Annotated in this window: 21 protein-coding genes; 9 read left to right on the forward strand and 12 right to left on the reverse strand. The window is 45.7% G+C overall.

Features of this window, described 5'->3' with window-relative positions; all coding sequences use genetic code 11:
• Positions 1 to 114: 114 nt before the first annotated feature.
• From RS891_RS23615 to RS891_RS23625, 3 genes are all read right to left on the reverse strand, one after another.
• Complete coding sequence (locus RS891_RS23615; protein WP_315793351.1) at positions 115 to 1,524, reverse strand: alpha/beta hydrolase family protein; 1,410 nt, start codon at positions 1,522 to 1,524, stop codon at positions 115 to 117.
• 154 nt (positions 1,525 to 1,678) lie between these two features.
• On the reverse strand, positions 1,679 to 2,320 hold the full coding sequence (locus RS891_RS23620; RefSeq protein ID WP_113053661.1) for a TetR/AcrR family transcriptional regulator: 642 nt from the start codon (positions 2,318 to 2,320) through the stop codon (positions 1,679 to 1,681).
• 107 nt (positions 2,321 to 2,427) lie between these two features.
• Complete coding sequence (locus RS891_RS23625; RefSeq protein WP_397333670.1) at positions 2,428 to 2,958, reverse strand: CueP family metal-binding protein; 531 nt, start codon at positions 2,956 to 2,958, stop codon at positions 2,428 to 2,430.
• Between the two features lie 168 nt (positions 2,959 to 3,126).
• On the opposite strand from RS891_RS23625, the gene RS891_RS23630 reads away from it, so the two are divergent.
• The gene (locus RS891_RS23630) at positions 3,127 to 3,783 is read left to right on the forward strand and encodes a TetR/AcrR family transcriptional regulator (RefSeq protein ID WP_181586593.1); all 657 of its coding nucleotides are present in this window, start codon (positions 3,127 to 3,129) and stop codon (positions 3,781 to 3,783) included.
• Positions 3,784 to 3,822: 39 nt separating this feature from the next.
• On the opposite strand, the gene RS891_RS23635 is transcribed toward RS891_RS23630, so the two are convergent.
• Complete coding sequence (locus RS891_RS23635; RefSeq protein WP_113053658.1) at positions 3,823 to 4,593, reverse strand: SDR family NAD(P)-dependent oxidoreductase; 771 nt, start codon at positions 4,591 to 4,593, stop codon at positions 3,823 to 3,825.
• Positions 4,594 to 4,952: 359 nt separating this feature from the next.
• Here RS891_RS23635 and RS891_RS23640 point away from each other — a divergent pair, with 359 nt between their 5' ends.
• Positions 4,953 to 5,720: an undecaprenyl pyrophosphate synthase gene (locus RS891_RS23640; RefSeq protein WP_315793352.1), complete on the forward strand. Its 768-nt coding sequence runs from the start codon at positions 4,953 to 4,955 to the stop codon at positions 5,718 to 5,720.
• A gap of 23 nt (positions 5,721 to 5,743) precedes the next feature.
• Here the strand turns inward: RS891_RS23640 and RS891_RS23645 are convergent, their stop codons facing one another.
• Positions 5,744 to 6,634 (reverse strand): alpha/beta fold hydrolase, encoded by an 891-nt coding sequence (locus RS891_RS23645; RefSeq protein WP_113053657.1) that lies wholly within the window; start codon positions 6,632 to 6,634, stop codon positions 5,744 to 5,746.
• A 153-nt stretch (positions 6,635 to 6,787) separates the two neighbouring features.
• Between RS891_RS23645 and RS891_RS23650 the strand changes: the two genes are divergently transcribed.
• Positions 6,788 to 7,501, forward strand: a complete 714-nt coding sequence (locus RS891_RS23650; RefSeq protein ID WP_315793353.1) for a MerR family transcriptional regulator — start codon at positions 6,788 to 6,790, stop codon at positions 7,499 to 7,501.
• Positions 7,502 to 7,611: 110 nt separating this feature from the next.
• On the opposite strand, the gene RS891_RS23655 is transcribed toward RS891_RS23650, so the two are convergent.
• The 3 genes from RS891_RS23655 to RS891_RS23665 form a co-directional block, all read right to left on the reverse strand.
• Entirely contained in the window at positions 7,612 to 8,649 is a 1,038-nt protein-coding gene (locus tag RS891_RS23655) for an NAD(P)/FAD-dependent oxidoreductase (protein WP_113053655.1), read from the reverse strand.
• The gene (locus RS891_RS23660) at positions 8,650 to 9,624 is read right to left on the reverse strand and encodes an ABC transporter substrate-binding protein (protein ID WP_113053654.1); all 975 of its coding nucleotides are present in this window, start codon (positions 9,622 to 9,624) and stop codon (positions 8,650 to 8,652) included. It abuts the gene before it with no gap.
• A 114-nt stretch (positions 9,625 to 9,738) separates the two neighbouring features.
• Complete coding sequence (locus RS891_RS23665) at positions 9,739 to 11,349, reverse strand: helix-turn-helix domain-containing protein (protein ID WP_315793354.1); 1,611 nt, start codon at positions 11,347 to 11,349, stop codon at positions 9,739 to 9,741.
• Positions 11,350 to 11,579: 230 nt separating this feature from the next.
• Here RS891_RS23665 and RS891_RS23670 point away from each other — a divergent pair, with 230 nt between their 5' ends.
• The 3 genes from RS891_RS23670 (at position 11,580) to RS891_RS23680 (ending at position 16,316) form a co-directional block, all read left to right on the forward strand.
• Positions 11,580 to 11,951, forward strand: a complete 372-nt coding sequence (locus RS891_RS23670; protein WP_315793355.1) for a hypothetical protein — start codon at positions 11,580 to 11,582, stop codon at positions 11,949 to 11,951.
• A 217-nt stretch (positions 11,952 to 12,168) separates the two neighbouring features.
• Complete coding sequence (locus tag RS891_RS23675; RefSeq protein WP_315793356.1) at positions 12,169 to 14,820, forward strand: cation-translocating P-type ATPase; 2,652 nt, start codon at positions 12,169 to 12,171, stop codon at positions 14,818 to 14,820.
• A 152-nt stretch (positions 14,821 to 14,972) separates the two neighbouring features.
• On the forward strand, positions 14,973 to 16,316 hold the full coding sequence (locus tag RS891_RS23680) for an MFS transporter (RefSeq protein WP_315793357.1): 1,344 nt from the start codon (positions 14,973 to 14,975) through the stop codon (positions 16,314 to 16,316).
• 118 nt (positions 16,317 to 16,434) lie between these two features.
• On the opposite strand, the gene RS891_RS23685 is transcribed toward RS891_RS23680, so the two are convergent.
• The 3 genes from RS891_RS23685 to RS891_RS23695 form a co-directional block, all read right to left on the reverse strand.
• Positions 16,435 to 16,899 carry an SMI1/KNR4 family protein gene (locus tag RS891_RS23685; RefSeq protein WP_315793358.1) on the reverse strand — a complete coding sequence of 155 codons (465 nt, stop codon included), beginning with the start codon at positions 16,897 to 16,899 and terminating at the stop codon, positions 16,435 to 16,437.
• A gap of 33 nt (positions 16,900 to 16,932) precedes the next feature.
• Positions 16,933 to 17,589 carry a DUF2625 family protein gene (locus tag RS891_RS23690; protein ID WP_315793359.1) on the reverse strand — a complete coding sequence of 219 codons (657 nt, stop codon included), beginning with the start codon at positions 17,587 to 17,589 and terminating at the stop codon, positions 16,933 to 16,935.
• Positions 17,590 to 17,650: 61 nt separating this feature from the next.
• Positions 17,651 to 18,328 (reverse strand): Crp/Fnr family transcriptional regulator, encoded by a 678-nt coding sequence (locus tag RS891_RS23695; protein WP_315793360.1) that lies wholly within the window; start codon positions 18,326 to 18,328, stop codon positions 17,651 to 17,653.
• A 165-nt stretch (positions 18,329 to 18,493) separates the two neighbouring features.
• On the opposite strand from RS891_RS23695, the gene RS891_RS23700 reads away from it, so the two are divergent.
• Entirely contained in the window at positions 18,494 to 19,345 is an 852-nt protein-coding gene (locus RS891_RS23700; RefSeq protein ID WP_315793361.1) for a leucine-rich repeat domain-containing protein, read from the forward strand.
• Between the two features lie 63 nt (positions 19,346 to 19,408).
• On the opposite strand, the gene RS891_RS23705 is transcribed toward RS891_RS23700, so the two are convergent.
• Positions 19,409 to 21,208, reverse strand: a complete 1,800-nt coding sequence (locus RS891_RS23705; RefSeq protein ID WP_315793362.1) for an SgrR family transcriptional regulator — start codon at positions 21,206 to 21,208, stop codon at positions 19,409 to 19,411.
• 111 nt (positions 21,209 to 21,319) lie between these two features.
• Here RS891_RS23705 and RS891_RS23710 point away from each other — a divergent pair, with 111 nt between their 5' ends.
• Complete coding sequence (locus RS891_RS23710) at positions 21,320 to 22,555, forward strand: MFS transporter (protein WP_315793363.1); 1,236 nt, start codon at positions 21,320 to 21,322, stop codon at positions 22,553 to 22,555.
• Positions 22,556 to 22,727: 172 nt separating this feature from the next.
• On the forward strand, positions 22,728 to 24,209 hold the full coding sequence (locus RS891_RS23715; protein ID WP_315796414.1) for a right-handed parallel beta-helix repeat-containing protein: 1,482 nt from the start codon (positions 22,728 to 22,730) through the stop codon (positions 24,207 to 24,209).
• Positions 24,210 to 24,277 lie beyond the last annotated feature (68 nt).

Consider the following 24,277-nt stretch of genomic DNA (forward strand, 5'->3'; position numbering starts at 1 on the left):
TTTGTCAATTCAAAAGCATGATTATTTTTCATTTGCAATATCTTCCCTTTCACTGCATAAACAGAAAAATGACAGAACCCGCATTCAAGGCGGGCTCTCTTAACTGTAATTAATCTAATACTTGATTAAGTTAATTTCAGGATGCGCGGTCCGAATGTCATCCAGAGTATGGTCGGTTATTCCTTTGAGATGCTGATCAAAGAAGCTCAGCGATAATTCATTAATAAGTTGGAAATTGGCTGATACATCGGCTCCTGCTTCATTAATGATTGGAGATACGCCAGCCAGGTCGGTATAACTCCCGTGATTGGTTTTAGGAATGGTGGCCGTATATACACCCGGTTTCTCAATCGTTTGATTGCGAAGGTAAGCCTCGGCAAACAGCTCATCCCTATTCCCGGGCTCTCCCTTATTGGCCTCTTCCATGAATCGAATGGAAGCCTCGGAATTCAATAACAGAAACGGCTTTCCAGGACCAGCTATTGGCATGGGACCACCGTATAATCCGCCATCCATATCGATCGCTGCCTTGACCCTCTCATCCTTAACCAGCATTTGGGCCGATGTCGCACCGCCAAAGGAGTGACCCAGCATGCCAATCTGCTCCGGGTTGATCATCGCTGCAATGGGCTTGAATGCTTCGTCAAAATCGCCGCCGATCACTTCATCCAGAACAAAGGATACATCCTGTTCCCAAATATGAATACGTTCATTCAAGAAGGTTATTGTGTTCTCAATGGGTGTAAAATCTACCTGATCCCCATCAGGGAAAACAGTTGTTGCGGCATCACCCGTAAAGTTGAGCGCCACGATAACATAGCCGTGACTGGCCAGCTCCTCCAATTGGAATGTATTTTGTTGACCGTAAAGACTCATTCCCTGTGCGAACAGAAGTAAGGGGAACTTACTGTCCGTTTGCACAGGCACTGCTTGGGTAAATGAATGGGTTTTGGTCAACCCAAGATGAGTGGTTGCAATATACGGAAATCCTTGAGTTACCGATAATTGCTTACTCAGTGCTTTTATATCTGCATGATATGGAGCCGGTTCACCTGTATTCTTTTCCGCCGGATAATAGACCTGTACCATTAATTCCCGGTGCACCTGGTGGTTGGGGACAACCAGCTCTTTTCGACTTGTATCTATTAGATGAAAAGACTGCGTTCCTACCGCATACGGTCCTGTAGGCGCAGCAAAAGTCAGAATTGGAAAGAGCATCGGTAAGGCAAACATGAGAATGGTGGCAAAGATAATACCCGTTCCCTTTAGCAGCTTCACTGCTTTTTTGCGGGATACCTCTATGGCTTTGTGCTTAATAAATACCTGCAATGTAACAGCGATCAGCATCATATACGCCGGAATCATGCGCCAGTTAGCCCCCACTGCAATCAGGGTTGTCAATAAAGCAAGGTAGTCTACACCCAGAATGATGACGTTGTTTCTCGTTACACCTCGTTGTCTAAACGTAAATAAAAGGCTTGATAGAATAAGTACAGCTACAAATAGTATCTCGATTAATTTCATATCGCAATCTCCTTAAGCAGTTATACATTCATATGAATGTATATGGGTAAATTTTTTTTGGATTCAGCTACGATGATAGAATGAAGACCAGCATATAAAGCACTTACATTCAAATGAATGTATATAAGTAAAATAATAAGCTACAACATGTAGCCTATTTTTCTACCGCATCAAACAATTGAATAAATACACCTTTCAGATCCTCATTCACAAGTGATATGCCAACACCTTCAAACAGCAAACGGATATGCTCTATTTTCTGCAAAAATTCTTCTCGACTGACTTCGAATATGCCTGGATTCATCCAGATATCAAACAGTATCGTAAAGGTTTCCGCTGCTTGTTTGGGGTAGGCGACTTGCATGGAACCGTCCCTGTTTCCATCCTCAATGATTCTTTTGATGCCAGGAGCAACCACTCTTGCCCCTTCTGTAATCCGGCTAAATACAAATTCAGCTGAATGCATATTGGAAGAAACATTCGACAGGTCCCCTTCCTTGATGCTTTGCAAAATGGAAAAGGATACGCCCTGTCTTAGACGTTCCAGTGCATTTAAGCTGGCCAGATCCGTAGCTTCGTGAAATACACTTTTTTCGGCCATGGTTTCTTTGGTTACCGCCTGGATCACATCTGCGAGTGTTTTGAAATGATGATAGAATGCACCTCGAGTAATGTCTCCTACATCATTCACAATATCCTGAATGGATACATTGTTGTACCCGTTAAGGGTAAACAATCTCACAGCCGATTCCATAATGCGCCTTCTTGTAACTTCCGGATATTTATTTCTCGCCATATAAACTCCCCATATACATTCATTTAAATGTATCTGAATCGTAAATGAATTTATACGTTTTGTCAAACCGGAGAGAGACGATCAAGCGTCTTTCTCTTTACAACGTTTTAACTCAACTGCATCGTTGTGATACACGTATTATCTTCTTCATAAGTAGATAGCTGTGTCTCTGCAACCTTTCCATCATGCACCACACGGATGAGGTATGACTTATCTCTAGCTAACCAGATATCCATAAAACCGTTGGAACCAGCCTTCATCTCAGTATCCTTCATAAGCGTATTCCCTTCGGAGTCATGGATCGTCACAATGAAGTTCTTATTTTTCATTTCACCCTGACATCCGGTCAGGCTATGAATTGCACAGGGATGAGTCTGTTCCACATAGGGTGCAATGGAAAGGAAAAACTCCTTTTCAGGCAAGTCGTAGGTTGTCGTTTGGTTACCTTTATCCGTGACGATTAACTGGGTGGCATTAATGGAGGCCGATTCCGGTTTCTCCTTGCCTGTACTGATATCTTCTACTAATTTCTTGATATTGGGCGCTTCGGTGTTACCTGCTTCTTCTGTCCCCACATTGCTTGCAATCAGATAAGCCCCCAACACAATTACAACCACAAAGCTGGCAATGATCCACATTTGTTTTTTCAACTGGAGTTCATCTCCTCGTCCGTTTTGGTTTATTATAATGGAGAACGAACCATCATGGACTGAAAGCGCATGTAATTCACCATTTATTCACATATTTGTATGCTTCATTCGCATTATGTTAGATGTATCATTGATCAGCAAAGGAGGATGTGTATAATGCATAAATCCCTATCTATACCCGACATGGATCGCAGAGTCCACAGATCCAAACAGGCCCTGAAAGCCTCATTGTTAGAATGGATGTCGCGCAAGCCATTCGAGAGTATTACCATTACCGATATCGTGAAATTGGCCGATGTGAATCGCAGTACCTTTTACAAACATTATGTATATAGAGAAGACTTGCTCAATGAAATTTTGAAAGACGTGATGGCAGATCTGATCTTCGCCTACCGTGCTCCTTACCAGCACTACCAGGATTTCGGAATCATGGACCTGAACGCTTCAGCGATCAAAATTTTCGACCATGTTCTTGGCCATGCCACTTTTTATGCCTTGCTGGTGAACACAAACACGCTCTCGGGTTTTCGGGATACACTCTATGAAACGCTCAAAACTCTGTATCTGGAGGATGTAACCGATATGTCGCCAGACCCCCGAGTGAACAAGGAACTTCTTGCCTGTTATCAGGCCAATGCAGTTCTTGGTTTGATTACAGGATGGGTGCAAAGCAATTTCAAATACAGTGCCTCCTATATGGCGGAGCAGCTGCTGGAATTTACACGCATGAATCGCTCCAATGAAGTTTACCGTTCGAATCTGAATCCATCATTGGATGAAATGGAAAGAGGCACCGTCTCTCATGACAACTGAGAAACCAGTACCTCTTTGAATGCTTCCATCAATCTGTTGTTAGTTGCTGATCCAGCCACCATCCACTGGCAGCTCTACACCCGTGATGAATTTGGATTCATCAGAAGCTAAGAACAAGTAAGCATAGGCGATATCCATGGACTCTCCGGCATGCGGAGGCAGTGGGGCTAGATTTTTGTAATGCTCTCCCATCTCCACTTGGGACTTGATGCCCGCTTTTTCCACCATGCCGGTAAACACAGCCCCTGGATGTACAGAGTTCACACGAATGTTATCTTTGGCGAACCACTGTGCACCATGTTTGGTCAGTGAACGCACAGATCCCTTGGAAGCACTGTATGCTGCGCCCTGGGCATCGGCGATTCCCCCAATGATGGCAGCGATGGAGGACGTATTTACGATGGAGCCTTGTCCATTTTGCTGCATATAAGGGATAACTGCCTTCATTCCCAGCCATACACCAGTACCGTTAATGGACATGACCTTGTCCCAATCTTCCAATTCTGCTTCCAGAATGCCTTTGGCAATGTGAATGCCGGCATTGTTGACCAGAATATCAATTTTGCCATAGTTTGCGACGGTTTCTTCCACAACTGCATTCCATGATTCCGGACTGGATACATCCAGCTTTAATGCAATCGCTTCGCCGCCGTCAGCTACGATCTGTTTCACTTGTTCCTGCAAAGCGTCAATCGCTACATCGGTAGCCACTACCTTTGCTCCTTCTCTGGCAAACAATTGAGCCCCAGCCAATCCCATACCGCTTGCCGCTCCAGTTATAATTGCAACTTTTCCAGTTAATCTTCCCATGTCCAATCACCCTTTCCAAATAAAGATGGATGCCATTCAAGACACATCCGACCTTGTTGACACCTTTAGTATACGGATGAAATGAAAGCTCTTTCAATCAGCAAACGAGCAGGTTTTTGTAGGATAACCGATAGTTGGGTGCAGCTTTGTTCATTCCCTGTAAGTAATCCCACAGATGCAGGGTTATTTGTTGTTTTAACATCAAGGTGATCCTGCTGCTTCTTGGTGACATTGTAAACCTATCATGGCTTGTCCCTGTGCAATCCTATATAATAATCATAAATTATGGAAATCACTTTAAACATTTGAATCCATTATACGTGTCTAACTTATTCTAGCTTGAGCAGGAGGAATTCCCATTGAAGTGGCACCGTGTACATAAAGAAAAACCAAATACTATCCATTCCATCGACTGGAACGGATTAGTCCCTAAACATATTGCAATTATGATGGATGGAAATGGAAGATGGGCGACAAGAAGAGGCTTGCCTCGAAGTGCTGGGCACTATGCAGGAATGCAGACGATGCGGGAAACGATAAGCATGTGCCACAAAAACGGGATTGCTTCACTCACGCTGTACGCCTTCTCTACAGAAAACTGGAAAAGGCCCAAGGAAGAGGTCGACTACATCATTAGTTTGGTGGTCGAATTTGTACAGGATACAACTGTTCAGGAACTGAATCAGAATAATATCAAAGTTAATTTTATTGGTGATATCTCAAAATTCCCAGAAGAAACACAGGAAGCGATGCGCAAAGTGGTGGAACTAACCCAAACGAACAGCGGGATGGCTGTGTATTTTGCGATGAATTATGGAGGTAAAAACGATATTGTGCAAGCGATCAAAACATACATCGTAGAAAACAATGAAGAAAAAGAAACCTCGGAAATCTCCGAGGCGGAATTCGAAAAGTTTTTGTATACCGGACTCAATCCTGCCCCCGATCTGCTAATTCGAACCAGTGGGGAGAAACGGTTAAGCAATTTCCTATTATGGCAAGCCGCTTATTCCGAGCTCTGGTTTACGGATGTGATGTGGCCGGATTTCAACGAGCAATTGTTATACGAATCCATCCTGGATTATCAGCAGCGCAAACAAAGAGCTTTAGACGATGTAACACAGTAATATCAACTTGTTTTTGCCGATCCTCAGCTTAACTGAGCTTTTAACCAGGGAAGGATAATAGGGAGAACGGTACTGGGCTGCATCGCTTTGGTGTGATCCATATCCGCTCCCTTGATGATTTCGACGGTCCAGCCGAAGTTCTCAAGAATGGGTTTATGCTTTTGCAATCGTCCAGCGATATCCACCGTCACACTGCCAAATTTCTCACCGTACACAATCGTATCTTTCTCTCCTGCAAAAGCCAATCTGGGCATATTCAGCTGAGTATGAATACGTTGATCATCGAAATCAATTAAACCTTGATACAAGGTCACAAATTGTTTTGTTTGAGCCGGATCGATCTTTAATTCCACGTTGTCCCAATCCAATTGATCCGGGCTCAATTCTTCTGCTTTCATTAGAGCTTCTGCTGAATGTATTTCTCCCAATTCTTCATGCTGTTTCAATGCTCCCTCATAAGTCTTTGTGGTCACTACTCGCATTTCATCATACGGCCCTTTGTATGGCGGGAATCCTCCCATAATGAGACTTGCCATACGGTCAGTCCGAAGGGCGAGCTGCAGCCCCACGAGAGCCAGCCAAGAGTATCCATAGTAACTAAATCGATTCACATTCATCTGATCTGCAATTCGTAACAAATCCTGAGCGATATATTCGGGCGTAAAATGTTCCGGATGGGGATCTGCCATATAGTGGCCTTCATAATCAAAATGCAGGATCTGATATTCATCGGAAAGTCCGTCGATAAACTTTGCACCCAATTCAGGATCAACACCCCATAACTTTAAGGTTTCGGCTTCTTGTCCGGTTACGGACTTTTTGGCTATGGGCAGCATAATGACGCTACGATCTTGTGCTCCCGTCAGACCCACTTCAAGCTGCGAGCCATTTAACAATGTAATCATTTTCTGCAATTAAACCAGTCCTTTACTGTTGATACCCTCAGTGTATAACATGGATGCAATCTTCCGGTTTTCATTATAAAATGTGGATAAAATATGGACTTTGGCGCGAGGTATGTTAATGTAGCACTTGAAGGTTTTACTTGAAGCATGAGGAGAAGAAGCATGAACCGAGCATATACACCTGGGCAGATTGCCACAAGGCTGGATATAAGTACAACTACACTTCGACGGTATGAAAAGGAGAACCTTATTCCTGACGTTCCACGGACCGCCAGCAATCACAGGTACTATACCCCTATTCATCTTCAGGCGTTTGTTGCCATTCGTTTATTATTGAAAGGGTACGAGATTCCCGTTGTATACGAAGTTATGAGAAAAGTAAGACAGGGCAATACGATGGATGCCCTCTGGCTTATGAACCAGCAGCTGTACAACAGCCAACTGGAGAAGGAACGAATGGAAGACATTTGGAACATGGTGCAACAGGTGGATTTTGCTAACGATATAAAGGGTGGAACGTTGGATACCATGACGATTGGAAAAGCTGCCGAAGCAGCCGGGGTCAACACTTCTGCTATCAGACATTGGGAAAGCGAAGGCTTGATTTGCTCGGAAAGAGACCCTGACAACGGTTATCGAATGTATACCCGAGCCGAATTAAGAAAGATATTGGTCATCAGCAGTTTAAGAAAATCCGTCTACAACATTGAACATATGAAAGAGCTTCTGAACACTGTCGGCACGCAGGATTATACACAGATTAATAAAGCCTTTCAACTAGCCTTGCAAAAGCTTAATAGCCAACTAACCCTGCAATTTGCAGGAGTGAAGGAACTTATGACATATATTGAATTACATCAGGAACCACAGGATTAACTTATGGTTAGTTGAGCATGAAAGTTTTAATAAAAAAAGCCCAACCATGTTGGAGAATTCTCAACACGGGTCGGGCTTTTTTTATTATTTTACATTCTACACATGCTACTTTACAGGGTAGATATGGCTTTGTTTTTCTCAAAGAACCTTGCATTATGGGACGATACCCCTGCCATATCTGAGGCGGCTGGCTCCAGATAGAGTTTAGCGCTGTTTACTGCGAGTACAGCATCATTAAATGCACCAGCAATAAGACGGACTTTGCTTCCATAGGTAATGAAATCACCTGCTCCGAATATTCCCGGCTGACTTGTGCACATTCGCTGATCAACCGAGATACCGTAATCTTCACGTTCCAGTCCCCAATGGACCAGGTTACCAAAATCACGATCGTATCCATGACTTACAATCACTTCATCCACTTCAATCGGCAGGATGTCACCATTGTCTACATGGGCGAGTTCAACACGACCTATTTTGTCTCCTGTACCATATAAGCGAGAGATGCTGTAAGGGGTTAAGACTTGGGCAAAAGCTTTCATCTGGGCAACTGGCAGTTCATGTGCCGTAAACTCCTGTCGTCTGTGCACTACAATGACCTCCCGCGCCAATCTCTCCATTTCATTCGCCCAATCTATTGCGGAATCTCCGCCTCCCGAGATTAACACACGTTTATCCTTGAATCTGGACAGATCCGTAATGGTATAGTGTAGATTCGTCAGCTCGTACCGATTTGCGCCTTCAATATCCAGCTTTTGAACCTGCGTCATGCCTCTGCCTGCACATAACAAGATCGTTCGCGTGTAGTGACGTTCCCCTGTCTTTGAGGTGAGTACAAACACTTGATCATGGCGTCGTTCCATCTGAGCAATTTCCTGGCCGAATACAATAGTTGGATCGAAGGTTCTTGCCTGTCTTTCCAGGGAATCGATCAATTTCTCACAACGAATCGGATCAACTCCACCTACATCCCAGATCAGCTTCTCCGGGTACGTACGCATAAACCCGCCCAATTCCTCTTTGGCTTCAATGATTTTGGTACGCATGGCTCTCATCCCGCTGTAAAATGCAGCATACATTCCTGCAGGTCCGCCACCAACAATCGTTATATCGTAAATGTCCAATTGCTGCTCCGCTCCAGTATTCATCTAGGGTACCAACTTTCCAACGACATAATCCAACAGCTTGGCCGATCCAATAGGACCCACACCTGTTACAAAATCACTCGTTTTCAGCGGAAAGACATGATTGTCTTTCACTGCGTTCAAGCTCGCCCACACTTTGCTTTCTTTCAGATTGTCCATGGATTCCTTCGTATCATAGCCTTTCAGCGTCCTGTCTTCTAGAAAAATATAATCCGGGTTCATTTCCGGCAAAAATTCCAGGGAAAACTGGCTAAACCAATCTGTAGAGTCTTTGATCACCTCGGGGCTGTTAAGACCCAAAGTATCATAGAAAAAGACGCTGCTGCTGCCTCCTTTGGGACCCATAAAACGGTAACGATTGTGTTCCACTCGAAGAACAAGCACTGTTTTGTCACCGATGGCTTGAGAAATTTTCTTCTGTGCCTGCTTCGCCTTCTCATCAAATTCAGCCAGCACTTTGGCAGATTCCTCTGTCTTGTCAAAGACAGCAGCCAGCTTCGGCATGGCAATCTGCATTTCACTGTTGGAATCCAAAGCCACCGTTGGAGCAATCTTGGATAGTTCATCATAAACGCCTTGTTCCATGCCTACGCCTGCGGTAACAATCATATCTGGTGACAACGTCAGCAATTGTTCATAATTATATTGATATTGTTCAGCTTCAATCATTTGTACCCCCTGTTCCTCAAAATAAGACGCACGATATTCCGGTTCAATCTCCGGAACAAATATAACCATCTGCGGTGTAACGCCCATCTCAATCAAGTACTCGGCATAGATGGAATCCAGTACAAGCATATTTTGAGGATTCGTAGGGATCGTCACCTCTCCAAACTGATCCCGAACAACCTTCGTTTCATTTTCCCCTGCCATTATTGCTGAAGCTTCCACTTCCTGATTAGAAGTACCGGAACAGGCGGAAAGCACCAAATTTAGCGCCAACAGCACCATTCCTAAACCTTTAAACCTTCGTGACATGATCTACTCGCCCCTTATGTATATTGATAATGATAATTATTATCAAATACTAGCAAATAGGAAGAGATCCTTCCATAGGAGATGGTGCGTATTCAGTTGGATTATTGTGCTCTATCAGACATTGGTGACGAGGCTATTCACAATTTGATTCAAAATCATTTGGTTTCCAATAATTCCGCGGCCATCCACCCACAGGCGTGTATCCACAAGAAATACCCTGTTGTTTTTTACAGCCTTCAAGTCATTCCATTGAGTGCTCTCCACTAACTTGTTCATATTTTCTTCAGCACTAAAGTGCTGCATGACTCGTTTCTCCACAAACAGGTAATCGGGATTGGCTTTGACCAACAAGTCGAGTGAGCAAGGATTAAACCACGCCTCCCCTGATTGCAGCGGCTTTGGCAAAGTTAAACGGAGCTGTTCGTACAGCAAATGCGATACCCCACTAGAATGACCACCCAAATATCGATAACCAAACGGTTCTACCCTCAGCACCATCACGGTAGAGGAAGATTGGACAAAATGCTGCAGTTGCTGCTGTGCTGCGTTTACTTCCAATTTCATCTGCATATGAAGTTTATGGGCTGTATCTTCTCGGTGAAACAAACTAGCCAGTTGATGGAGCAGAGCCTCCACATCGTTATTCAAACCAGTTATGATGGGTGCGATTGTGCGCAGCCTTTGCTTGATCTCTTCTGTCCAACAATTTCCCACAATCCATTCGGGCTCAACCTGCCGAATCAGTTCCACATCCAGCTCATATTGGGAGACTTTCAACATCTTCACCTGATGCGTTTCAAATAGTTCATGTTGATGTTCAGGCAATAGCAAGGGAGTTACCACAACGGCATGCGGAATAATACCCAAGTGAATCAACACCTCCGCACAAAGCGGTGAAAGACATATGATTTTACGCTGGGGTAGCGTGTGTGCATAATTTCTCGGGGAAACACCCGTTAACTGTTTGAAACGACGACTGAAATAATGGGCATCCTCAAATCCGGTCTTTTTGGCAATGTCCTGAGATGTAGCCGTTGTTAATAACAGCTCCTCTTGAGCACGATAGATCCTGTATTGAGCCAGATAATCCAGAGGCGGCTTTCCATAACGCTCACTGAATTTGCGGGAATAATACCAAGGACTGATGCCTGCGACCTCAGACAATTGCTTTCGGGAGATGACCTGTTCATAATGTTGCTGCATGTATTCCACAGAGCGGATAATGCTTCGTTCCACGTTTGGCCCCTCTTCCGACAACTCACGGTATACATGTTGCAAAAGTTCATACACCAGATGCTGATTTCTAACCCGGATGGCATTTGGATCAGGAGAACCTTTCTCACTCCAATGTTCGCTGAGATTCGCCAGTGTGCCACCGGTTAATTTCACTTTTTGATATGTCTCTCCTGACGGTACATGCCAATCATATTTCTCCACTTCACCTCGGTCTGGAAACATCGCATATGTATCGAACTGAACATGCCATCCGGCCAAATCCAGATTACCAACCTCAATCACTTCGATCACAGAGTTTTCTTGCACAGCAATTAACTCACCATAAGATATCGGAACCCTATGACCATTAATATTCCAGTTCGCATTCCCATCGAGGATGAGTAGTAAAGCATGACTAGGAAAGTGAATCAGCTTTCCCGCAGTCATCCATTGGTCTGTCAGTGGCTTAGTTGACTTCCATTGAGCCATCCACTCTATGTTGTTGGGCATATGTATGGTCATCCCTTTCTTCATGGTTTATATGTTTAAATTCTTTCCATTCCTGCATTGTATACTGGAATGCAATTCACCGTAATGCTTTTCCATCAAGCACTATTTATATCATCTATGAACTTCATCTCTCCAAGACTATTGTCCAAGCCATTACCTGCTGTTCAACATATGGTATATCACAATCTGTCATACAGACAGTTTGTCTAACAGCAGAGGAGGAATGACCCATGGATAAACAGGTCTCTATTTCTCAGACGTATCCCCGTCTTACCGTGTACAGTGAGGAGAATTTCAGAGGGCTTCGAAGAGTATATCGCGGCAACCTCGGAATCGCCGATATTGATGCTGTTCTGACAGGGATCGAAAGTCTGAAATTTTTCTCAACCAATCCAAACGCCACACTCGTGTTATTTGATCGTTCACGTTTTCGTGACAATTTCGTTGTATTGCGGGGAAATCGAATCATTCGCGAACTGGATGACTTCTTGCGCAGAGGTGATGTGGAGTCTCTCATTGCTTCCAATCAGCGGTTAACACTGGCACAGATTCGCGAAATTAGAAGAACCGGAGAGCTTCCTCCCGGCTACCGATTAATCTAATTTGTTAGATTCACCGACGGAAATACGTTCAACATTCCAGTGATGCATATCTTGTATGTGCATCACTGGAAATAAAAAAATTAAAACAGGGATATCTGGACTCCTTATGAAAAATACTGTGTACATAAAAATAATGAAATGCAACGATTCTATATTTTGCCCGTAAGGGTAATACAAGTGAAGCACATTGAAATCTATGATTCAAGGAGCTGGTCATTTGCAATATTACAGACACAGTGCAGAGGAGACGCTTCAGGACGTTCAGAGTTCCACGGATGGGCTCACAACCTCTGAGGCTGCGAAGAGACTGGAGACGGAAGGCTATAATGAGTTAAAAGGAAAAGCTGCAACCCCCGTCTGGAAGCTGTTTATTGAAAATTTTAAAGATCCCATGGTTATCGTGCTGCTCATCGCAGCCGCTGTTCAGATCGTCCTTGGACACCTGATTGAATCGCTAATCATTTTTCTCGTCATTCTGTTAAATGCGGTAATCAGCGTTGTGCAGACCAAAAAGGCCGAAAGTTCTCTGGACGCACTCCGGCAAATGTCCGCTCCCGAAGCCAAAGTCATTCGTGACGGGCAGAAAAAAACGATTCCCGCGCGGGAACTTGTTCCCGGCGATATTGTCTTGCTGGATGCAGGGGATTATGTCCCGGCAGACGGCCGCATTTTGGAATCAGGCAGCTTGCGAATCAACGAAGGCATGCTGACCGGAGAATCCGAAGCAGCGGAGAAACACGCAGATGCCATCCCGGAAGAAGCTCCGATCGGTGATCGTCGCAATATGGCATTCAGTGGATCACTGGTGGTGTATGGTCGGGGTACGCTCGTCATTACGGGTACAGCGCTGAAAACGGAAATCGGAAAGATTGCCGAATTGATTGAAAATGCAGAGGCGAAGGAAACCCCGTTACAGCGCAAATTGGAATCGTTTAGTAAGAAGCTGGGCTTCTTTATCCTGGGCTTGTCGATTCTTATTTTCGCCATCGAAGCAGGACGTGTCTGGTTAACTGAAGGAACGGAAAATATCGGGCCATCCATTGTGAATGCCCTCATGTTCGCAGTTGCCGTAGCTGTCGCCGCCATTCCTGAAGCCCTTTCCTCCATTGTGACGATTGTATTGTCTCTGGGAACGAATAAAATGGCCAAGCAGCATGCCATCATCAGACGTCTTCCTGCCGTAGAAGCCTTGGGTTCTGCCAGCATTATCTGTACCGACAAAACAGGAACGCTTACTCAAAACAAAATGACCGTGGTGGACTATTACATTCCACATGGCACCAAAGACCAATTCCCCGATGATCCCAAACAGTGGTCTGCAGAGGAACGGCGCTTATTACATATTGCAGTACTCTGCAATGATTCGAATATTAACCAGGAAGGCAAGGAACTTGGTGATCCTACCGAAGTGGCGCTCATTGCCTTCAGTAACCGGGTGAACAAGGATTACAATGAAATTCGTGACCAGTTTCCGCGTGAAGCCGAGCTTCCTTTTGACTCGGACCGGAAACTGATGAGTACAGTGCACACATTTGAAGGACAGACGGCTCTGCTGACCAAAGGCGGCCCGGATGTGCTGTTCAGCCGGTGTAGCCATGTTTTTATAAACGGAGAAGTTCAGCCATTGACACCCGAGATTCGCACCCAGTTTGAAGAAAAAAACGAAGCATTCTCCAAACGGGCCTTTCGTGTGCTGGCTTACGCCTACAAAAAGTTTGATGACCAAGGTCAGCTCACCATCGAGGACGAACATGATCTAACGCTTGTTGGTCTAACGGCTATGATCGATCCACCGCGTGAAGCGGTATATGGTTCCATCGAAGAGTCCAAGAAGGCGGGCATTCGCACCATCATGATCACTGGAGACCACAAAACAACAGCCCAAGCCATTGGTATTGATATCGGACTTGCAGGCCCGGACGATCTGGCTCTTACCGGAGCAGAGCTGGACAAACTGTCCGATGAAGAACTCGATCAGCAACTCGAACATATCTCGGTGTATGCACGCGTATCTCCTGAAAATAAAATCCGCATCGTGCGTGCGTGGCAGCGCAAAGGCAAGATTGCAGCGATGACCGGAGACGGTGTCAACGACGCACCTGCACTGAAACAGGCAGACATCGGCGTAGCGATGGGCAGCGGGACGGATGTCGCGAAAGATGCGGCAGCCATGATTTTGACGGATGATAACTTTGTTTCCATCGTAAATGCAGTCAGTGTCGGACGTATGGTATTTGATAATATCAAAAAAGCCATTGCGTACTTGTTTGCAGGAAACCTCGGGGCGATTATCGCCATTTTGTTTGCACTTGTGGTCGGCTGGGTGAACCCATTTACAGCTCTCCAGCTGCTTTTCATCAATTTGGTGAATGACTCCCTGCCTGCCATTGCACTGGGCACCGAAAAAGCTGAACCGGATGTCATGCGGCGCAAACCGCGGGATATCAACGAAGGCATCTTTGCCGGCGGAACGTTGCAGGCTGTCATTACACGTGGTGTTCTGATCGGGGTGGCTGTTATCGTATCCCAATATATTGGACTTGGGATCTCGGAGGAAATGAGTGTGGCAATGGCCTTCACAACCCTGATTCTGGCACGGAGTCTGCAAACTTTTGCAGCTCGCTCCAACACACAGACGATTTTCCAGGTTGGCTTCACTACCAACAAATATGTCCTCGGCTCCATCCTGGTTTGTCTCTGCCTGTATGGAATCACGCTGATTCCAGGGGTTCGCAGCATCTTCGCCATCCCGGCAGCCTTTGGCTGGAATGAGTTCCTCATCGCAGGGGGACTCGCTCTCGCCGCGGTCATTCTGATGGATGTCATCAAGTGGATTCGCAATCGTGGCACATCAACTACTGCTTCCTAAAAATGAACACATGAAAGTGAAATATACCAAAACGGCGTCCTGGTCAGGACGTCGTTTTGTTCTGATTACCAATCGAATCCGTATGACATTATTGCCATATACATAGATTGAGCGTAAAATGGTTTATTGAATTCATAGACAGGAATGGTTACGTGAAAGATAAAATTGTAATGCCTCTCTGGACTTGCTGCCTATTCATCGTTGTGATGAATACCACCATGTTTAACGTCTCTTTACCCGTGATTATTCATGATCTTCAGATTACATCGGACCTGGGGTCCTGGGTCATTTCAAGCTACTCCATTGGTTACGCCTTGTCGACGGTGATTTACAGTCGTTTGTCTGACCGTATTCCGGTACGCAAACTGCTGACGGTTGGATTGCTGATCTTGGGCTTATCTTCATTGCTTGGATTATTTGCGCACAGCTTTTCAATTCTATTGCTGACACGTATTTTGCAATCTGCGGGTGCAGGGGTGATGGCCGGACTTGGGCTTGTCATCGCAAGCCGTTATATTCCAGTGGAGCGACGCGGAGCTGCCATCGCACTGATCTCATCAGGCAGTGCCATGGCATTTGGGCTTGGTCCCATTGTGGGTGGACTCATTAGCGAGTATTGGGGCTGGAATGGACTTTTCGCTATCACAGTGCTTGTCCTGCTTGCGCTGCCCGTACTGCTCTATTTTCTACCTCGTGAAACGGCCAAACCTGAGAACCCTTTTGATATGATCGGTGCAGCATTAACCGTGATTAATGCAACCACTCTTCTGGTTGCCATCACTCAACAGTCTTGGTTATGGCTGGCTATAGGTGTCATTTCACTTGTTGCACACATCGTGTATATTCGCAGGGCGAGCCTTCCTTTTGTGAATCCACATGTATTCCGAACACCCGGGTTTACCCGGCTGCTGATCATCGGCTTCTGTGTTCTGGTCGTAAATCTGGGCAATCTGTTCCTGATGCCGCTAGTGCTCGCTGATCTGTTTGGACGTTCGTCACTGGCTATTGGTCTGCTGATTGCTCCGGGTGCCATCGTTTCGGCATTCTGCACCCGTTTCGTAGGTCGCTGGATCGACCGTTATGGCAATATGCGTTTTCTGATGATCGGACACATTTTGCTTGCCGCAGTACTTGCTCTGTTTATGCTGGGACTGAATCAGTCTGCCTTGATCATCACCGGCGGATATCTCTTTTTCTCCCCGGCACTCTCCGCATCGATAGCTTCGCTGAATAACGAAGCGTCTCGGGTGCTGCCCAAAGCACAGATCGGTTCCGGTATGGGTTTGCTGCAGTTGATTCAGTTTTTTGGCGGCTCGGTATCCGTGGCTGTTTGCGGTCTGTTGCTTCACGGCATTCCAGGCGTTCCGATTGAGGAAGCCTATCATTATGTATATGGATGTCTGCTTTTAGTCTGTCTGATCTCGCTTGTCATCGTGGTTTGGCATAACAAAGCTGGACGATCGAACTCTACGACTACAATGACTGAGACTGGATAGGTTGCAAACAAGGATGTATTCTATATCATTCAATTAGAACATGCATGTATTCGTTTGAGTAAAAGGCCCGCGCATAGCGCGAGCCTTTTGTCGTTCATGAGGATGTTCAAACGGTGAATCACTCTACTGAATCACTCGATCTGGCTTTTAAACAAGTTATGAATATATTGAAATTGGCAGCGATCTCTCGTACATTTTCCTCCAGCAGTTGCTGGGCTTCCTCCGATGTCTCTGATTCACTCTCAGCATCTTCGCGCACCATTGCTTCTTCATGATCCATAACCAGTACGCCAGGAGATTCTGAATTCGTTCGATAATCCAATAAATAGTTGTTGCCGCTGCTGACACTCCAAGCAAATGGAATGATCCGGCGTGGATCGGGATTCACATCGTCAACCAGATTGATGTTATTCGCAATGAACTGATCATCGAGAGCAGAGAAACGAATCTCCCAATCAATGATCTCTCCATTTTCAATCATATCAAATGCCTGACCGCCAGACTCCTGCTGAAACTCCACATATTCGTGGGGAAACACAATGCCGTAATACTTCTGAATGTTATCGATATTCAATTTATTCATATACTCCCTCCCCTACAGCCCTGTCATAACACATCATTTCCCAGCCAATGCTGCCTTCCAGGCCTCCTCCACCGCTACAGGAGCTTTTGTGCTGCTCTCGCCGCCGCCCTCCTCTGTCCAAAGCGGTGGATAATATGCAAATACTTGCCCTGTCTGAAGCTGCCCCATGTCGTTTTGCCAACCCTTCCAGCGAAAGGTCTGATAGTACTGCTCCAGATCACCATTGGCCAACCAGTTGATGAAGCCTGAATAAGCCAGTTCTGTCGATTCCCATTCCAGCGTGTCAGGGGCAAAATAGTATACATGTCCCGTACGGCCATACTTACCCATATCCATTCCGAAAAATCCACCCGCGGCATCGTAGGCGACGATCATCATGCCTTCCAATGCGGGTACACACGGCATGTCACCCACACCATTCCAACGGGTCAGACTCCCGAAAATACGGTCACTACCCGATCCAAGTAATGTAATCCAGCCATCATCCAACACGATTCCCTCTGTCTCATAGGCAACGGCTCCCAAATAGGATTTGGTGCTTACTTGGAGGCGATAGAGCGCATCTTCTCCGACCTCCCGCTGTGCAGGTATATAGGTGTATTTATTTTGTCCATGGTCCAACAGTTCCTTGAGTTCCTCCCAAGCATGATATTCCCGATCCACTAATTCATTTGCAGATAGTTTATGCATGATCACTCGCCCCTCTCCAACCTATAACTTTACATATCGTTCATTTCCAATAGCTGCTCGTTTATTCAGACTTGGCGAAGCTCATCAACGCTTCAGGGTTCATAATAACTATTTTTTGATTTTGCATTTGCACCACATCCTGCTGCTGCAAATCCTTTAACAATATGCTTACCGTTTCCCTCAGAGTTCCAACCATATCTGCCAGATCCTGATGAGTCAGTCTCAAATTAATGATGGACTTTCCCTCTTCCTGTGCACCGAATTTGGAATACAGTTTTTGCAGCGTCAGCATTAATCGTGTTTTGGCATCATTGATTTTCATCTCATGCAGCTTCTCATTAGCCAGGATCAGACGATCAATCTGAAGCTGTAGCAAACGGTCTTTAACACCTGGATATTGGGCAATCAACTGTTTGAATACCTTACCGTCAATGGTACAGACCACACTGTCACGATGGGAAACCACAGATAACAGCCTCTCCTTGATGGGATCGATAAGCTCCATATCTCCAAAGACATCGCCCTGACCCAGCAAATCAACTGTATGCTCTCTCCCCTGTGTCGTTCTGTACACTTTGATGACTCCCGATAACACAATATAGGCATAATGACTCGGTTCACCTTCATCAAAAATCCGTTTGCCTTTGGGGTAAGATATCGTTCGGAATAAAGGACAGATTTCTTCAAGTTCTTCCGGATACAAGTCTCTGAATAACGGAATATCTTGCCATAATGTCATAATGCCCATAAGCTTCCTTTCTGTACCTCGGATGATCGTATGCTGGCATACAGCACTTCTTCACCAGCGCTGTTATAGTAGGTTCAAGAACACGATGCCACAATCAAACCACCTATTTTCCACAACCAGCATGTCCATTATTTTGTATAACGAGGAGAGAATGTGATGAGAATTAATCTGGATGGGCTGGGTTTAACCGAGACACCGGAACATGTATGGGATACTGAAAATCTGCTTGAACTAAGCCTCTATAACAACCGGATCAACACAATTCCCGATCGGCTGTTCCAACATACTGATATTGAAGTTTTGAATTATGCAGGAAATGAAATTGAGATTTTGCCAAGCCTTATCGGTCGCCTTGCTCGCTTGAGAATGCTGGATCTTGGACATAATCGTCTCGAACAGTTGCCCAAAGAAATTGGACAATTAAGCTCGCTGGATACGTTCCTCTACCTGAGCAACAATCGATTTACAAATCTTCCTGCAGAGTTGTGTAACCTCAAGTCACTTCGATATCTGAATGTTACAGACAATCAGCTTCGGGAGTTCCCAGCAGAATTAGGCAATCTGAAGAGCCTCATTGAGCTACGTTTATATTATAACAAACTGGAATCACTTCCCGAATCGCTTACCGAACTAAGCCAATTGAGAGAACTTCACGTATACGGTAATCTGCTCACTTACCTGCCTCAGGGACTAGGCCACCTTACTGAACTTCGCATATTGGATTGTAACAACAATCGGATTAATGAACTGCCTCACTCTATTCAGGGCATGAAAAAATTGAGAAAGCTAAGCCTTAGAACAAACAGAATAACCCAGTTACCTTCAGAAATCGGTGCACTCGCCAACCTGATTGAGCTAGATTTGAGAGATAACGACATTTCGGAAATTCCTGAATCCATCCTGGAGCTGGAGCATCTGGAGAAGCTTGATCTCAGGTGGAATAGCAATCTGAGGCCCACTTCCTGCTTAACTACCCTCGAGCAAAGAGGCTGTGTGGTTTATACATGAGCATTATAGCCTTCTGCATGAAAAGGTCGGATGAAGGATAGTACCATCTTGGATTTCTCGATGTTACACTTCCTCGACATGCTTCACCCAGATATGCTTGTAGTCGATTTTCCCCCATGCATTTAAGGCCATGCCTTCAAGCATGGGGTGATGCTGGGCTTTCTGAAGGCTGTGATACAGAAAGATGACATTAGATGAACTTTTGAGCTTTTCCTGAATGTCCATAAGCAGCTTCATTCGCTCATCCGAGCTTGGTTCTCCCATACATACTGTTAACTTGTCATCCACATAAGCGGTCAATTCCGGGCTGAGGTGATTACGCAGGAAACTGAAACGGGATTGATACAGCTCCAGCAGGGTCAGGTCTGCCTGCTCCCCAAGCACTTCTCCTGCCATGACCAGGTCGGCCTGTGCCAGCACTTGAGGGTCAGCCAGATGCTCGATCGGGAGCTTCACTACGTTCAGTTGAACCCCCATCTCCTTGCATCGCCTGCTAATCCACGCAGCCGTTTTTTCATTCTCCAACCATTCATACGTGTACAGGTTCAGAGACTGACCTCCATATTCGGATGCCTGAATCCGTTTTTTGGCTTCATCCAGATCAAAACTCGCTGTGTCATCCTGCTGCGCTCCACTGAGCACAAACCCTTCCGATGCACACTGCCTAAGTCCACCCAGTTCCTTAATCATTCGTTCCCGATCCAATCCCATATCTATGGCCTGACGAAATAGAATATTTTGCTGAATCCCTGCTTTGCTCAGGTTAAAGGTCAGATAGGTGCTACCATTCTCCAACTGGCTGAGAGAGGGTTCACTCGTTGATTCTCTACTCGCATCCGAATATAACAGCTGCATATCCCTGCCTGTCCTGTGTGATCCAGGTTGTCCTTCATAGTCCGGCCACACCCACATCTCAATCCGATCCAGATGAGGACGCCCTTCAAAGTAAAGATCATTCGCTTCCAATACAAGCAGGGATTCATTATTTTTGATCATACGGAAAGGACCCGTGCCAATCGGCAGTGCTGGGAAACATGCAGCTTTATCAGGGCCTCCCAAATTTTCAGGTACGATCGAACAGCGATCCGTACAGAGAAAAGCTGGAAATACTGCATTGGGCTGGGCAAAATAAAAGTCAATGCAATATCTCCCGGGAGTCTCTATAGCTTTAATTAAAGAAAATATCCATTCTGAGGATGTCCTTCCTGACATGCGTTCAAATGTAAATTTCACATCCTGTGCAGTCATTTCCTGACCGTGGTGGAACCGTACTCCCTTACGTAAGTAAAATCGCCAGCGCGATGATGATTCGTCCCATTCCCAATGATGGGCTAGTCCAGGAAGAATACGTTTTTCCTCTGGATCGAATATGAGGAGTGTATCGAAGATCTGCCTTACCCAATGAGATTCAGTACGCCGCTGAACCCACGCGGGGTCCAGATGAGGGACTGGACGGTAAAAGGGAAAACGCAGCACCTCCCGTTCCTCCTCATCGGTGCGCAAGATGCCCAGCTGTCGTTCCAGCCAATCGGTAAAGTCATCCTTCATTCGCTGTGTACCGGAAGAATCAATTAAACGCCATGCTTCATTCAGCTGCTCATTCTCCACAAGCTGCTTCGCTTTGGCTGCAAGCAGATCCGATATCGAAATATGAAAAGACATTCGGGATACCTTGCCTCTTCCACGACCGGGTATCCATGTCAAATAACCGGATTCCGTCAATTTGTTCAGAACTAGCTGTGCATTGCGCCTCGAACAATCCAGCAGTTCAGTGACCTGTTCCATCGTGACTTCAATCATTTCCTGCTCAGGAACACCCTCAAACTGGGTGCGCAAGATAAGGTAATGCTCTTCTGCGTCCATCTTCACCCTCCTAAAAGGCGAAGTCGACTTGGTGAATGCTTCGCTTTTTCTTCCTCTTTTGCAAAAGTATAATGGACCTCATTACCACACGTAAAGAGGAGATTGTTATCCATGTCCGAAATCAACGTACACGCCGCATCTGTCACCACACCCGCCACATCCGTATGGAGAAATCCAAGCTTTATCATTCTGTTTGTTGCCAGCGGCATCATTGCTCTGGGCAATCAAATCTATGAATTGGCCCTGCCTCTTATTTTATATGAACTCACAAAATCTCCTGTAGCGATGTCCACCATGCGTGGCATTGAATTTCTGCCGAATCTGTTTCTCGCCATGTTTATCGGTGTACTGATGGACCGGGTGCATAAGAAATGGTGGTCTATTGGCTCCATCGCGTTACAGGTTATGCTTCTGCTCGCGCTGTTTCTGTCTTTTCAATATGGTCAACCTTCCATTTATGTACTCTACGGGTGCGGTTTTATGCTGATGACACTAAGTTATGCTTTTCGCAATGCATCAGCTGGCATGATCAAGCAATCGGTGCCTACGCCACTGCTAACGTCAGCTAATGCGGCTCTGGGTTTCACCACAACGTTAATTACCATTATGGGTTCCGCCCTGTCAGGAATGCTTTTGATGTTATCCAACTTGTATACGGGGCTGTTAATTACGGCCATTTTACTTGCGGTATCATGTATCATTCTATTACCACTGCACTCTGCACCTGTGTCCAGAGGAACATCTCCTCAGTGCTTCTGGGTAGACTTTAAAGAAGGCTGGATCGAACTGCGACGCAACCATATGTTACTGGTTATCAGCATTACGGTCATTTTTCTCAATGCCACCTATGGTATGGTGGATGCAACCGTCATCTTTTATGCCAAAGATACTTTGCAACTGCGTAATCTGGAGCTTGGACTTGTACTAGCTGCTGCCGGGGCAGGTGGTTTAATCGGTAGTCTGATGGTAAGCTCCCTGCGCCGCAAATATTCGGCTGGCGTGCTGATTGTGGTGACCACATTGCTTCAAGGATTCGCCTTTTTAATCCTTTGTTTGTCCCACTCCACCTACGGACTTGCAGTGGGCCTGTTTCTATCTGGTATTTTCCAAACCATCAGCACAATCTGCATCTGGACATTCCGTCAGGAATCCACGCCGCATCACATGATAGGCCGGATCAGCGGGATTACCGGCTCTCTGTTCAAGCTCGGCATGCCCTTGGCTATATGGGGAAGCGGCTGGATCTCCGAGCTGTCCAATCCTGCGTTGGTGTTCGGCATAGCCGCAGCCGTCAATGTCATCATTTTTATCTGCTGCCGCTACAGTGTGCTCTGGGACCGAAAATAACAAGCAACATATACAAACAGGTGGCGAGATCACACTCACCACCTGTTTCGCTGTTTCTAAGAACCTCTCCCCATTCTGAAATTCTATGAGTACTCACGCGCTAATTCACCATTCAAATCTGCTATAATCGAACTTCATGGCTTGTTATTAAGGAGGAATCAACTTGTATCGTATGGCTGCAATTGTACTCCTGGCTCTGATTCTGTTCGCAACCGGTTGTCAGAAGGACGAGGCTTCATCCATCCCTTCTCCCGAGGCTGTGCAGGTACCGGATACCCAGAAGATGTATTACATATCACCACAAGGAAACGATTTGAACAAAGGAACCATTCAAGCTCCCTGGAAAACGTTGCAGCATGCTGCCGACCATGCTCCCCCGGGAAGCACCGTTTATTTGCGGGAAGGTATCTATCACCAAAAAGTTAAAATTACCAGAAGCGGTAATTCATCAGGCAATCCAACCCTGTTTTCCAGCTATCTACAGGAGAGGGTCATCATTGATGGTGAAGGTCTGTCGGTACGCGGCATAGAGGGTTTGATTGAAGTCGAAAATGCCAGCTATATTACGATTCAAAATCTTGAAATCCGCAACTTTACTACCTCACTTCGGGGACAAGTGCCTTCTGGCATATATGTTCACGGGGCAGGAGAGCACATTCAACTGCTGGGCAACACCATTCATTCCATTGCCAATGATGCTACACCTTCAGGACCCGATTTACAGGGCAGAGATGCCCATGGAATTGCGATATATGGTACGGAGCATCCCCAAGCATTGCGTGATATTATCATCAAGGATAATGAAATGTATGATCTCGTGCTAGGCTCAAGTGAGTCACTCGCAGTCAACGGGAATGTGGATACGTTTGCGATACTGGACAATACGATCCATGATACCGACAACATCGGTATTGATCTGATTGGGTATGAAGGAACTTCGGAGGACGACACTTACGATCTAGCGCGAAACGGGATTATACGGGGAAATGAGGTCTATAATATCTCTTCCAATCTTAATCCGTCCTATGGAACGAATCTCCCTAATGACAGCAATTCAGCTGGGGGAATCTATGTAGATGGAGGCAAAAATCATATTATCGACCATAATCGGGTATATCGCAACGATATCGGAATCGAGATTGCTTCGGAGCATGCCGGGCGTTCGACCAGCCACATTACGTTACAGGATAATCTGATTTTTCACAACAGGCTTACAGGCATCGCCATGGGCGGTTATGATGAGGAGCGTGGCTCTACCGAGGACAGTACGATTATGTATAATACGTTAGTAGATAACGACCTGCTGGATGCAGGCAATGGGCAGCTCTTCTTGCAAGCCCAAACGAAGAACAATACGTTCAAACGGAACATTCTCGTATCGGGCAGCTCTGACGTGCTCATTTACAATGAATACACCAGTAATTCGGGGAATGTATTTGATTATAATGTGTACTACTCCCCTGCACCACAAGAAGAGGCCCTGTGGGTATGGAAAAATACAGAGTATTCCGGCTTCACCTCCTACACGGATGGATCAGGAAATGACGCACATTCATTGTATGTAAACCCCCAATTTGTAGATGAAGCCAACGAAGATTTCGCTCTCCAAGGCAGTTCACCTGCCCTTGGAAATGGATTTATGAGCCATGAGTAGATTGATATGATTCCAATTGGTGAAACTCTAAACAAACCGAAAAAAACGCTCAGCCACGATGATGGTTG

The sequence above is a fragment of the Paenibacillus sp. BIC5C1 genome (genome assembly GCF_032399705.1).
Taxonomy (GTDB): domain Bacteria; phylum Bacillota; class Bacilli; order Paenibacillales; family Paenibacillaceae; genus Paenibacillus; species Paenibacillus taichungensis_A.